General features: G+C 36.1%; 10 protein-coding genes. 1 reads left to right on the top strand and 9 read right to left on the bottom strand.

All coding sequences use genetic code 11. From position 1 onward, the window contains the following. Positions 1 to 71: 71 nt before the first annotated feature. On the bottom strand, positions 72 to 2003 hold the full coding sequence (locus tag FCS21_RS09000; protein WP_138622572.1) for a transglycosylase SLT domain-containing protein: 1932 nt from the start codon (positions 2001 to 2003) through the stop codon (positions 72 to 74). 207 nt (positions 2004 to 2210) lie between these two features. Between FCS21_RS09000 and tusA the strand changes: the two genes are divergently transcribed. After that, positions 2211 to 2456 carry a sulfurtransferase TusA gene (tusA, locus tag FCS21_RS09005; RefSeq protein WP_138622574.1) on the top strand — a complete coding sequence of 82 codons (246 nt, stop codon included), beginning with the start codon at positions 2211 to 2213 and terminating at the stop codon, positions 2454 to 2456. 334 nt (positions 2457 to 2790) lie between these two features. Here the strand turns inward: tusA and FCS21_RS09010 are convergent, their stop codons facing one another. The 8 genes from FCS21_RS09010 to dnaA all read right to left on the bottom strand — a co-directional run bounded on the left by FCS21_RS09010 (position 2791) and on the right by dnaA (position 12977). Continuing rightward, positions 2791 to 3042 (bottom strand): HP1242/YdcH family protein, encoded by a 252-nt coding sequence (locus tag FCS21_RS09010; protein ID WP_138622576.1) that lies wholly within the window; start codon positions 3040 to 3042, stop codon positions 2791 to 2793. A gap of 65 nt (positions 3043 to 3107) precedes the next feature. Next, complete coding sequence (locus FCS21_RS09015) at positions 3108 to 3422, bottom strand: TraR/DksA family transcriptional regulator (RefSeq protein WP_138622578.1); 315 nt, start codon at positions 3420 to 3422, stop codon at positions 3108 to 3110. A gap of 212 nt (positions 3423 to 3634) precedes the next feature. After that, a complete protein-coding gene (gene glyS / locus FCS21_RS09020) occupies positions 3635 to 5701 on the bottom strand; it encodes a glycine--tRNA ligase subunit beta (protein ID WP_138622580.1) in 2067 nt (688 codons plus the stop codon). After that, on the bottom strand, positions 5701 to 6642 hold the full coding sequence (gene glyQ / locus FCS21_RS09025; protein ID WP_138622582.1) for a glycine--tRNA ligase subunit alpha: 942 nt from the start codon (positions 6640 to 6642) through the stop codon (positions 5701 to 5703). The genes glyS and glyQ overlap by 1 nt, the downstream gene beginning before the upstream one ends. A 186-nt stretch (positions 6643 to 6828) precedes the next feature. Then, positions 6829 to 9273 (bottom strand): DNA topoisomerase (ATP-hydrolyzing) subunit B, encoded by a 2445-nt coding sequence (gyrB, locus tag FCS21_RS09030; protein WP_138622584.1) that lies wholly within the window; start codon positions 9271 to 9273, stop codon positions 6829 to 6831. 10 nt (positions 9274 to 9283) lie between these two features. Next, positions 9284 to 10417 (bottom strand): DNA replication/repair protein RecF, encoded by a 1134-nt coding sequence (gene recF / locus FCS21_RS09035; RefSeq protein ID WP_138622586.1) that lies wholly within the window; start codon positions 10415 to 10417, stop codon positions 9284 to 9286. 30 nt (positions 10418 to 10447) lie between these two features. Further along, positions 10448 to 11551 (bottom strand): DNA polymerase III subunit beta, encoded by a 1104-nt coding sequence (dnaN, locus tag FCS21_RS09040; protein ID WP_138622589.1) that lies wholly within the window; start codon positions 11549 to 11551, stop codon positions 10448 to 10450. A gap of 40 nt (positions 11552 to 11591) precedes the next feature. Further along, the gene (dnaA, locus tag FCS21_RS09045; protein WP_138622591.1) at positions 11592 to 12977 is read right to left on the bottom strand and encodes a chromosomal replication initiator protein DnaA; all 1386 of its coding nucleotides are present in this window, start codon (positions 12975 to 12977) and stop codon (positions 11592 to 11594) included. Positions 12978 to 13404: the final 427 nt, after the last annotated feature.

Raw genomic sequence — 13404 nt, forward strand, 5'->3', positions numbered from 1 at the left:
GCAGTGTAAATGTACAGAAAATTTTGCATTAACAAAAATAGTGGCATTGAAAAACCTAGATACTGATAAGGTTAATGACCAATACTCATATTAATAACTTGCTCGAACACACTACTTACCTGCCCTGGCTTATGCTGATAAATTTCTTGATACGCTAAAACACTTTTAACATAATTGCGCGTTTCTTTAAACGGGATGGTTTCTATCCAAATATCAGCAGGCATAGCTTTACTATTCTTTAACCAACTTTTTACTCTATAGGGCCCGGCATTATAAGACGCCGTAGCGAGTACCTGATTACCTTTGTTTTTATCTAAAAGTTTACGTAAATATCGGGTGCCCAATTTAATGTTATTTTCTGCATTGTATAAGTACTTTCTACTAACACTACCGCGTTTTAACTGTTTTGCTGTATTAGGCATTAGCTGCATTAACCCTTTAGCACCAACAGGTGAGCGGGCATCGGTCATAAACGAGCTTTCTCGACGAGCAATAGCAAAAGCCCATGCGGGGTTAATAGCTTGTTTTTTGGCATGTTGATTTATTTTTGTATCAAAGGCTTTAGGAAAACGTAGATCAACATCATTAAGGTAACCTACTTGCGACAAAGTAAATATTGCTCGGTCAAACCAACCGTTTTCATTGGCTAATTTTGCTGCAACAAGCTTCTCACGGTCATTAAGTTGTTTTAGCCAATAGCGCCATTCTCGACGTGCTTCTATGTAACGTCCTAAATAATATAATTCAAACGCTCGCTTTGCTGAGGGATATAACAATATGTCATTTTTTTCTCTGTTAGTTATCGCTAAAGGTTTATCTTGCAAACTGACTGGCGTATCAAGGTAGCTAGCTGCTAAAAAGCCATAGTAATGACGCTTATTGGCTAAATCACTCATCACATTATACCCATCGGTTAACTGATTAGTTTCAATTAATGCTCTTGCATACCAATACTGCCACTGTAACTCTGTTTTATAGTTTGCTGGCATTAGCGCTAATTCAGTCAGCACGGCTTGCCAATTTTGCTGCTTAAGTACTTCAATGAGTTGCCATTGTAAAATATTACGTCCAACATTAATGGGTTCAAGCTTTGCCATCCAATACCTTGCCTTAGGATGATTCTTACTGGTTAAGGCAACAGCAAATTTCTCTGTTATTTGTTGCTGCTGTGCTATTGAAAAGTTAAATACTTGCTGAATCTTTTCATAACTTGCCAAGGCTTGATTAGGGGCACGCCAAATTAAACGTTTAATACCGTAAGTGTATATTTGCTGTTCTTTTACTGATTTGTTAATAAATTTAGCGTGCTTAGTTACTGTCGCCGGATCACGGCGTACTTGATGCCATAATCGACCTAAATATTGCTGATCTTTTGGCAATAAATTAGTTAAATAAGGAATTAAAGTATGTTGTCCACCATCAGCAGCAAGAACTATACGTTGCCATATTATTTCATCGGTTATATAACCGGCTTGTTGCCATTGCTGAATTAATGGATCACAGACTTTATCTAATGACTTACCCACTAACCAAAGTTTACTCACTTGCGGTAAGACAACACTTGCTGGCTCGCCCACTTGTAACGAAAAGGTCAACTGCTGACAAGTTAAAATGGTATTACTGGTACTTTGATAATATTCGAGAAAAAGTGCACTATGCTTTTTTTTAGCTAAAAACGTTAACCATGCTTTTCTTAATGGCCAATCTAAAGGGGTGTGTTGATATTTTTTCAGAAAAGCGCCAATTTCACCTGCCGAAGACAACTGCATATTTTTCATTAGCCGTTGCTGATCTAAATATGGCTGCAAGGGATAGTAATGTAATTGCTTATATAAATTTTTATACTGTGCTGAGTTACTTTGCGTTAAAAGCTTCTCAGCTTTTAAAAAGACTTGTTGTTGCGTTACATCTGTCTCTATTTGTAAACTATGACTTGTACTAGATACACTTATTGAAGTAAGCGTAAACACTAACCATAATAAACCGTTAACTATATTATTCACTGGCACCTCAAGCATCAATAAATATATTTATAGAATAATGACTTAGTGCTTTGACGCGATTATAAAGTAACTTATATAGAACAGACGCTATTACTTTCAAGATTAATCTCACTTTATTACTTATATTGAAATGCCTGAATAAGGTATAATTAGCAGCTTATTTACTTTATTACTATTTATACAATACTTATTACTATTTGTACCACTATGCCTACTACTATTTTTCAACAAACTGACCACACATTAAATGCCATAGGTCTTCGCTGTCCGGAGCCGGTGATGATGGTACGTATGAACATCCGAAAAATTGCCAGTGGTGAAACCTTACTGATAACCTGTGATGATCCGTCTACGGCAAGAGACATACCCAGTTTTTGTCGATTTATGGAACATGAGCTGATCGCTCAACAAACCAACACCCTGCCTTTTATGTATGTGATTAAAAAGAGTTAACTTTTTCATTACGTCATATAACCAATGATACGCTCCTTAGGAGCTATTGATCTTGAGAGATTGTTTTGGCAGCTTTTGTTAAATAGTATTTACATTGAATGAACAGACTACACACTATTCACCGCGACTAAAATACTTTTAGTCTAAACAAAATTTAACCTCGAAAGATAACCCCTTAGTAATAACAAATTCATTTGCTTTTTACAAAGTAATAAATAACTTATTGCCCGTAGAGATTTTTGATACTTGCTTTAATTAAAAAATCCCTAAGCCTTGAAGGTGTTAGGGATTTTAGTTTGTGGTAGCTCATGAGGTTCAGTGAGACTAACTGATGTTAAGCGGGCATCTGTACTTTTTTTAGCATAACAAAAAGGTTATCTTTTAAACTTAACCTTTGTTTCTTTTTGCCCTCTAAATAGTCATCACTGGTATTTTCGACACCTTGCTCTATACGGTGAATTTCTTGATCAATATCGTGATATTCAGTAAAGAGCTTAGCAAAGTGGTTATCATGCATTTTTAAATGATGAATTTCGTCAGTTAAGTTAGGGAATTCATGGTGTAAGTCATGCTTTTCTACTGTCATAATCTGCTCCAAAATGAGTAGTCATATCTGTTAATGTTGAATAAGTTTACTAGAATTATTAGCTGTTACTGTGCGCATTTAATACATGTAGTGGTGTAAGGTAATGCCAACAATCTATCAGGATTAATCGCATCATCACATGTAATACAATGACCGTATAAATCATCTGCGATACGCTTTAATGCTGACTTAACAAGACTTAGCTCTACCTTAGCTTCATGGTGTATTTCGTCTAATACACTATCATTTTCTGTTTCAGTGGCTTGTTCTGAAAAGTCTTGTGATCTACCTTTATGAAAATCAGCTTCTATTGCTGCAATACGTTTTGTTAGTTGTACTTTTTTATTTTCTAATAATACGGTGATTTCTTTAGTATGCATATCAACCCCTACCTGTAGATGTTATAAATCATCTATTTTTACTCTGTTTATAAGTTATTTTACCTTACGCCTATCTAGTTTATTATCATTGATCTAGCTCAAGTTATGTACTGACTAAGGTGTGATTTATAAGACTAAATTTTAGTCATAAAAAAAAGGCCATGTTGCCATGACCTTTTTAATATTTTGTACTTATCTGTTTATAAAAATAACTACTGCAGTACTGATATATCAGCAATCGCAAAGAAACTGTTTCTTATTTCGTTAAGTAACGTTAAGCGGTTAATTTTGACTGCCTCATCATCACTCATCACCATCACATTATCAAAGAATATATCAATCGGTGCTTTCAGTTGTGCTAATTCAGACAGTGCCGCTTGGTAGTTTTTATCTTCCATTAAGGGGGTAACTTTTAAGCTGATATCTTGATAGATAATAGCTAAGTCACGTTCAGCTTGCTCTGTGGCTAAATCAGTATTAAATACTTGATAAAGCTCTCCATCAAATTTAGCTAAGATGTTACCTACACGTTTATTCGCTGCTGCTAATGTTGCAGCTTCAGGTAATTCACCAAAAAAGCTTACCGCCTTAATACGCTTATCAAAATCCAATGGCGCACTTGGCTTTTTAGCCAATACAGCTTGGATAACATCGACACTAATCCCCTGCTCTTGGTAAAAAGCACGGAAGCGTCCCATAATAAAGTCGAGTACGTCGCTGGCGGTATTTTTATTAACTAACTTATCACCAAATAATTCGATGCTTTTGTTAATTAACATAGCAAGGTCTAAATCAAGCTGCTTCTCAATGATAATACGAAGACAACCAATGGCTGCACGTCGAAGTGCAAACGGGTCTTTATCGCCTTTAGGTGGTTGATTAATACCAAAGATACCTACTAAGCTATCGATTTTATCACTAATAGCCACAGCACAACCAATATTTGCTTCAGGTAAAGAATCACCAGCAAAGCGAGGGCGGTATTGGTCTTCTAATGCTTGGGCTATATTTTCATTCTCACCATCGTGTAACGCATAGTACTTACCCATTGTCCCCTGCACTTGTGGAAATTCAAGTACCATTTCAGACAGTAAATCGGTTTTACTAAGTAAACCTGCGCGGTAAGCGTCTGTAGCGTTCTCACTTAATTGTTCAGCGATGAACTGAGATAATCCAGCAATACGTTCAGATTTAGCTTTTACTGTACCTAGCTGTTTTTGAAATAAGACAGATTCTAAACTCTCTAGTCTTGATGCTAAAGTTTGTTTTTTATCTGTTTTAAAGAAAAACTCGGCATCAGCTAAACGTGGACGAATAACTTTTTCATTACCAAAGATGACTGCACTAGGATCTTTAGATTCTATATTGGCAACAAAAATAAACTTATTAACCAACTGACCTGCTTTATCGGTAACTGGGAAATACTTTTGATGATCTTTCATCGAATAAATTAATGGCTCAGCTGGCACATTTAAAAAATCTTCATCAAAAGTCCCAACAAGCGTCACTGGCCATTCAACTAAAGCAGTAACTTCATTAAGTAACTCTTCATCAATTAATGCGATTGCATCAATATCGTTAGCCACTTGTTTTATTTGCGCAACAATTTTATTTTGTCGGTCATTAAAATCAACATCAACATAAGCCTTAGCTAATTCAGCTTGGTAATCGTTAGCGTGATTAATGGTTACTAAACCTTCATGGTGAAAGCGATGACCTTGTACTTGATTACTTGAACTAACGCCAAGCGCTTCACCGGCAATAATTTCACTACCAAATAACATAGTTAACGTATGCACTGGGCGGATAAATTGAATACGCTCAGCCCCCCAACGCATTGGTTTAGCAATAGGTAATTTATTTAATGCCGTAGTCACCATAGCAGCGACCAATTCGGTAACTTTTTTACCACTCACTGTGGCACGGTGAAGTAACCACTCGCCTTTATCAGTCACTAAACGCTCAGCTTGGTTAACATCAATACCATTAGATCTAGCCCAGCCTTGTGCGGCTTTACTGGCATTGCCTGCTTCATCAAAAGCGACATTAACTGCTGGTCCGCGTTTTTCTACCGTTTTATCTTCTTGCTTATCAACTAAATCAAAAACTTGTATAGCTAAACGACGCGGTGTAGCAAACCACTTAATCTCGCTATAATGTAGATTATGGCTATCAAGCTGACTTTTAATATTGTCATGAAAGGCGATAGCTAAGGTTTTTAATGATTTTGGTGGCAACTCTTCAGTACCTAGCTCTATAAGGAGTGTTTCTGTTGTCATTACTTTTCTCCTTTAGCTAACGTGTCGTTAGTACTAAGATCATTATTTTTACATAGTGGGAAACCAAGCTCTTCACGCTTATGATAATAAGCTTGAGCACAACCTTTAGATAACGTACGTACACGTAAAATATAACGTTGACGCTCTGTTACTGAAATAGCATGGCGAGCATCAAGTAAGTTAAAGGCGTGTGATGCTTTCATGACTTGTTCATAAGCAGGTAAAGGTAAGTTAGCTTCAATCAGTTTTTGGCTATCTTTTTCACATTGATCAAATTGCTTAAATAAAAAGTCAACATCAGCATGTTCAAAGTTATAAGTGGATTGCTCTACTTCATTTTGATGGAAAATATCACGATAATAAACCGTACCTAACGGGCCATCGGTCCAAACAAGATCATAAATACTATCAACATTTTGAATATACATCGCTAAGCGCTCTAGCCCATAAGTAATTTCACCGGTAACAGGTGTACACTCAAGACCACCAACTTGTTGGAAATAAGTAAATTGCGATATTTCCATACCATTTAACCAAATTTCCCAGCCTAAGCCCCAAGCACCTAATGTAGGTGATTCCCAGTTATCTTCGACAAAACGGATATCATGTACCAGTGGATCTACTCCTAATTCTTTAAGTGAATTAAGATAAAGCTCTTGAATGTTTTTTGGTGAAGGTTTTAGCATGACCTGGAATTGGTAATAATGCTGTAAGCGATTTGGGTTTTCACCATAACGGCCATCCGTAGGACGACGACAAGGTTGTACATAAGCGCTGCTCATTGGCTCAGGACCAATTGAACGTAAAAAAGTCATCGGGTGGAAAGTACCGGCCCCAACTTCTAGATCAAGAGGCTGTACTATTACACAACCTTGACGTGACCAGTAATCTTGCAATTGCAAAATAAGGCCTTGAAAAGTATTACTATTGTAAGTTGTCATGGTGTTCAAATTCACTTTTTTGTCTTGGTTAGAAGGGTTTTAAAATTATTTACTCTTATTCGCCCTATTATTGAGGCTTATTAGCTCTATATCACTACATAAATAACTATAACGTGATTAGAGTATTTGTACTACAAAAATGCCCGGATATGAAGACCGGGCATTAGATTTAACCGTTACTGATAACTATATATCAAGGTTTGAAACTTTTAAGGCATTATCTTCAATGAACTTTCTACGTGGTTCAACATGATCGCCCATCAAGGTAGTAAACAATTGATCCGCTGCAATAGCATCTTCAATGGTTACTTGTAGCATACGTCGCGTTTCAGGATCCATAGTCGTTTCCCAAAGCTGTTCTGGGTTCATTTCACCTAACCCTTTATAACGCTGTATATACTGTCCACGTTTCGATTCAGCCATTAACCACTCTAAGGCATCTTCAAAGGTATTAACTGGGTTAACTTTTTCACCACGTTGAACATAAGCACCTTCTTCCATTAAATCATTAATAGCGGTGTTTAATGCCATAATTTCGGCAAACTCTTTTGACTCTATAAACTCATAACTACAATGGTACTCTTTATCAATACCGTGTTTTCTTACGATAAAGTTAGGGAAGTAAATATTACGCTCTGAGTTATATTTCACTTCAATCTTATAAATTGAACCATTACCATCTTGATTTTCAAGTTGAGTAATTAGATTTTTAGCCCAAGCATTCACTTTGCTTTCATCAGTAAAGTCTTGTGAGCTTATAGGGCTGCTGTATACCATTTTTTCAACAATATCAGCAGGTATCTGTCTAGATAAGCGCTTAATGATATCCATGGTATTACGGTATTGATTGACTAACTGCTCTAACGCAGCACCTGTAATTGCTGGAGCATCTTCATTAACATAAATAGAAGCGCTATCTAATGCAAGTGTTGTTAAATACTCAGTTAAGCCTTCGTCATCTTTAATGTACCTTTCTTGCTTACCTTTTTTCACTTTATAAAGTGGTGGTTGCGCAATAAAAATATGTCCTCGTTCCATTATTTCTGGCATTTGACGGTAGAAAAATGTCAGTAGTAAGGTACGGATATGTGAACCATCGACGTCGGCATCGGTCATAATAATGATACTGTGGTAACGTAGCTTTTCAGGATTATATTCATCTCGTCCAATACCACAACCTAACGCGGTAATTAAAGTACCCACTTCTTGTGACGATATCATTTTATCAAAACGTGCTTTTTCTACGTTAAGAATTTTACCTTTAAGTGGTAATATAGCTTGGTTTTTACGATTACGTCCCTGCTTGGCTGAACCACCAGCAGAGTCCCCTTCCACAATATAAATTTCAGATAAGGCAGGATCTTTTTCCTGACAATCAGCTAATTTACCCGGTAAACCAGCAATATCTAAAACGCCTTTACGGCGAGTCATTTCACGTGCCTTACGAGCGGCTTCACGTGCTCTTGCTGCATCGACTATTTTCATAATAATAGTACGGGCAATTGCTGGGTTTTCTAATAGGTATTCACCTAATTTTTCACCCATAGCCTGTTCAACAGCGGTTTTTACTTCTGATGAAACAAGCTTATCTTTTGTTTGTGATGAGAATTTAGGATCAGGTACTTTCACAGAAATAACGGCGGTTAAACCTTCACGAGCATCATCTCCAGTAGCACTTGTTTCAGTAGAACCACCTTTCTTAGTTTTGTTTAACCCTTCTTTAACCATGTAAGAGTTAAGCGTTCGAGTTAATGCTGTTCTAAAGCCACTTAAGTGGGTACCACCATCGCGCTGTGGGATATTATTGGTAAAACAATAAATATTCTCTTGAAAGCCATCATTCCACTGCATAGCAACTTCAACGATAATACCGTCTTCACGCGCTAGATCGAAATAGAAAATTTCTTGATTAACGGGTGTTTTATTAGTATTTAAATAATCAACAAAAGCTTGAATACCACCATCATAATGGAAGTGATCTTCTTTACCTTCTTCACGTTCATCAATTAATCTAATTGAAATCCCTGAATTCAAAAATGATAGTTCTCGAATTCTTTTAACTAATATTTCATAGTGAAATAAAATATCAGTGAACGTTTCTTTACTTGGCCAGAATCGAACTTCGGTCCCCGTTTTATCACTAACACCTACTTCAGCTAAAGGTGCTTGTGAAACACCCGAATGATAAAATTGTTCAAATAATTTACCATTACGGCGGATGTTCAATTTAAGCTTTTCACTTAACGCATTAACGACAGAAACACCAACACCGTGTAAACCACCAGAAACTTTATAACCAGAGTCTTCTCCACCGAACTTACCACCGGCATGTAAAACGGTCATGATAACTTCAGCAGCAGAAATACCTTCTTCTTCGTGAATTTCAGTAGGAATACCACGTCCATTATCTTGTACGGATACTGAACCATCTAAGTGGATAGTCACGATAATATCAGAACAGTGTCCTGCTAATGCTTCATCGATTGAGTTATCTAGAACCTCAAAAACCATATGATGTAAACCAGTGCCATCATCCGTGTCACCTATATACATACCAGGTCTTTTTCGTACTGCATCAAGTCCTTTTAATACTTTAATACTGGACGAGCCATATTCATTTTCTACTGTCATAGTTTTTAGCCTAATCAATCATTACTGAATTATTCACAGGTAATATACCACCATGTTTCACGTGAAACATATGATATTTTGCTTTATCACTAGTCTCATTATTAGTGACGGTAATGTCATTAATAAAAGGTTGTAATACACCTTCTTCTATTGCCGTGATAACAACTTGGCAATCCAAATGACTTATTGCTGTTGCTAGTGACTGTCTAGAATAAATATCTAATTCAGCCCCTATGTCATCAATAAGTAAAATTGGTTTTACTCGATTAACGCTTGCAATTAACTTAGCTTGTGCAAATGTTAACGCCAGTAAAAACAACTTTTGCTGTCCTCTTGACAGTTGGCTTTCTAATGCTTGTTTGGCTATAAGAAATTTCACATCAAATCTATGTGCGCCATAAATACTATAACCAAAAGCCTGCTCTCTTTCAGAGGCATCAAGCAATGCATCCCTCAATTTTTTTTTCTGTGGCCACCCCTGTAAATATTGTACGGTAACCTTATCTGCAATATCAGGTAATAATATCGATAACCAAAAGGGTAATTCTGTAATCAAGTCTATTATATAACGTGATCTTACTTCAGCAATTTCTTCTGAAAGTTGACAGAAAAGTGTGGTCCAATAGTCCAGCGTTGCTTTATCTAAGTGATGTCTTATACAAGCATTACGCTGTTTTAACACTCTGTTAAATTCACGCCCTTGATTGGTTGCATCATGTTTCACGTGAAACATACCTAACTCGACAAAGCGACGACGCTCTTTGGGTCCACCAAAAAACAATTTAAAGCTTTCTGGAGTGACAATCTGTACTGCTATATTTTTAGCCAATTCTGATAAACGAGTATGACGTTCACCATTAATTTTAATGAGTGTGACGCCTGTTTTTAAATGTTTACTCAAACCTAGCTGTAAATCATTTATATCTTTAATACTGACAACAAAATTATCCGTGTCGTAACTAGCAATATTATCCACTTTACTGGTGCGAAAGGATTTACCATGACCAAGAAAAAATATAGCTTCCAGTAAACTACTTTTACCACTGCCATTATTACCAACAAAAAAATTAAGGTTGGGATGTAAATCAATAGCAGTGGATGATAAATTCCTAAAATTATAGGTAGTAAGCCTAGCAACACTCATCAGTTAAACACATACCTATTAATATATTAGTTATAAGCGCATTGGCATAACAACATATAGCGCTTCGCCATTGTTACAGCCTTCAATAACCACACTACTGTTTGCATCCGCTAAGGTAAATTTTACATTTTCGTCTTTAATAGCGCTTAATACATCAAGTACATAACTAACATTAAAACCAATTTCTAAATCGCCATAAGGAAAGTGAATTTCAATTTCTTCTTCTGCTTGCTCTTGTTCTGGGTTATTAGCTGTAATCTTCAAATTAGTTGCTGAAAAATTTAAACGTACACCTTTGAATTTTTCATTCGATAAAATAGAAGCGCGTGATAATACCTGACGAAGTGCGTCTTTATTGGTTTCAAAAACCTTGTCGCCGTTGCGAGGTAATACACGACGATAATCAGGGAAACGACCATCAACTAATTTACTGGTAAAAGAAAATTCATTATCGATAATGCGAATATGATTAGCCCCTAACAATATTTGCACTTGTTCATCAACAGGAGCAAGCAGTCTAATAATTTCTAATATGCCTTTACGTGGCACAATGACTTGTCTTGCCGGTAAGGCTAAAGATTCATTTGATATTTTACAAATAGCTAAGCGATGCCCATCGGTGGCTACTGAACGAATTTCGTTACCTTCACTTTCAATAGACATACCATTTAAATAATAACGTACATCTTGATTCGCCATTGAAAAATGTGTGCTTTCAATCAAACGTAAAAATTCAGATTTTAGTAATTGAAATTCAACATCACCTTGCCACTCTTCAATGTTTGGAAAATCAACAGCAGGTAAAGTAGATAGTGAATATTTACTTCGACCCGATGATAATTTAATAGACTCATCAATAACCTCGAAAGTAATCAGTGAGTTTTCGGGTAAGCTTTTACATATATCTAATAGTTTTCGTGCCGGAATAGTAATGCTTCCGTCTTCACCTTGGTTCTGAATTTCAGCATAAGCAACCATTTCAAGTTCTAAATCAGTTGCTATTAAAGTAAGTGACTGCCCACTGACCTTAAAAAGAATATTACTTAATATCGGCAAAGTACTTTTACGCTCTACTGCGCCAGAAACCAATAGCAATGGTTTAAGTAATAATTCCCTGTTAAGTGAAAACTTCATTTTGGTACCTGCTTAAATACTTTTTGTTATTATTTTTAAATTAAGATGAGAGGGTTCTGATTAAATTTGAATAATCTTCTTTAATATCATGTGTTTCTTCGCGCAAAGATTTCACTTTACGACAGGCATGTAAAACCGTTGTGTGATCTCGGCCACCAAAAGCATCGCCAATTTCAGGTAAACTATGATTCGTCAGCTCTTTTGATAGTGCCATCGCTATTTGACGAGGACGAGCAACAGAGCGATTTCGTCGTTTTGATAACAAGTCTGCTATTTTAATTTTATAGTATTCTGCGACTGTGCGTTGAATATTATCGATAGTAACCAGCTTATCTTGTAAGGCGAGTAAATCACGTAATGCTTCGCGAACAAAATCAATAGTAATCGCACGACCTGTAAAATTAGCATTAGCAATTACACGATTTAAGGCCCCTTCTAACTCTCGAACATTAGAACGAAGGCGTTTAGCAATAAAAAAAGCGACTTCATCCGCTAAGTTAATCTGACTTTCTTCTGCTTTACGTTTTAATATTGCGACACGTGTTTCAAGCTCAGGTGGCTCTATTGCTAAGGTTAATCCCCAACCAAAACGAGATTTTAATCGGTCATCTACGCCATTAATTTCTTTAGGGTAGCGATCACTAGTTAATATAACCTGTTGATTACCTTCAAGTAATGCATTAAATGTATGGAAGAATTCTTCTTGAGTTCGTTCTTTACCTGCAAAAAATTGAATATCATCAATCAGTAAAGCATCAACACTACGATAGTATTGTTTAAACTTTTCCATGGCGTTATTTTGTAACGCTCTAACCATATCTTGTACAAATCGCTCTGAATGCATGTAAGCAATTTTAGCATTAGGTTTGTTCAGTAAAATACCGTTGCCAACCGCATGTAATAAATGCGTTTTACCTAAACCAGTGCCGCCATAAATAAATAATGGATTATAAGCTGTACCAGGGTTATCGGCTACTTGCGATGCTGCAGCGCGAGCTAGCTGGTTAGATTTACCTTCAACAAAATTATCAAAAGTATAGTTTTGTCTAACGTTGGTTTTTTTAGGAATATTACTCTCAGGCTCTGTCGCTTTTGGAGCAGAATTTGTCTTGGTAAAAAGAGACTCGTTCCCAGTAGTATTTTTTGCTATCGAGTTATTAGCAACATTATTGTCAATGATCGGTTTACTACCCACATCAAAGCGAAGTAATAATGAATTACTCGGTTCGTTAATTGTTAACAGTTCATTTATTCGATTGACATATTTATCTCTAACCCAGTCTAAAACAAAGCGATTAGGTGCATATAGTGTCATAACATTATCATTAATGACGCATTGCAGCGGTCGGATCCACATACTAAATTGCTGAGCAGGCAACTCTTCTTGTAGAACAGATAGGCATCTTTGCCAAGGTGAATGATCCAACCAAAACTCCGGTAGTAACTAGGTTATTATTTTTCTGAACGCTATTATCTATTGAGTTATCCACAAGTGCAATATTGACTTTTGATTATTAATATTGTTTTTTAATTAAAACCTAGTAATCACCTGTAAAATAAAGATAAAAGTTAATATATACGGTAAAAAAAAGTCTATTTTTTTTCCGTTATTTTTATCTGCAACCACCATTTAGTCAAATTAGTTATTAAGATAATAAAACGTTAAAGTGGTAAAACTGTGAATATCATTAGGGATATCAATAAAGATCACTTTGATCATCTAATAAAAAGCAAGGATCTTTATAAAAATAGCTAGCATAATTGATTGACAATTACCCTAGTAAGCTTTAACATTCGGCCTCATTTTTTAGACCTGTGTGCTCAAAAGGCTGTTTTGCCAGGGCAACAACAAC

The sequence above is a fragment of the Colwellia ponticola genome, from assembly GCF_005885605.1.
Lineage (GTDB): Bacteria > Pseudomonadota > Gammaproteobacteria > Enterobacterales > Alteromonadaceae > Colwellia > Colwellia ponticola.

Coding starts and splice junctions, on each gene's coding strand:
- tusA (WP_138622574.1), top strand. CDS start 2,211: ATGCCTACTACTATTTTTCAACAAACTGACCACACATTAAATGCCATA.
- FCS21_RS09010 (WP_138622576.1), bottom strand. CDS start 3,042: ATGACAGTAGAAAAGCATGACTTACACCATGAATTCCCTAACTTAACT.
- FCS21_RS09015 (WP_138622578.1), bottom strand. CDS start 3,422: ATGCATACTAAAGAAATCACCGTATTATTAGAAAATAAAAAAGTACAA.
- glyS (WP_138622580.1), bottom strand. CDS start 5,701: ATGACAACAGAAACACTCCTTATAGAGCTAGGTACTGAAGAGTTGCCA.
- glyQ (WP_138622582.1), bottom strand. CDS start 6,642: ATGACAACTTACAATAGTAATACTTTTCAAGGCCTTATTTTGCAATTG.
- gyrB (WP_138622584.1), bottom strand. CDS start 9,273: ATGACAGTAGAAAATGAATATGGCTCGTCCAGTATTAAAGTATTAAAA.
- recF (WP_138622586.1), bottom strand. CDS start 10,417: ATGAGTGTTGCTAGGCTTACTACCTATAATTTTAGGAATTTATCATCC.
- dnaN (WP_138622589.1), bottom strand. CDS start 11,551: ATGAAGTTTTCACTTAACAGGGAATTATTACTTAAACCATTGCTATTG.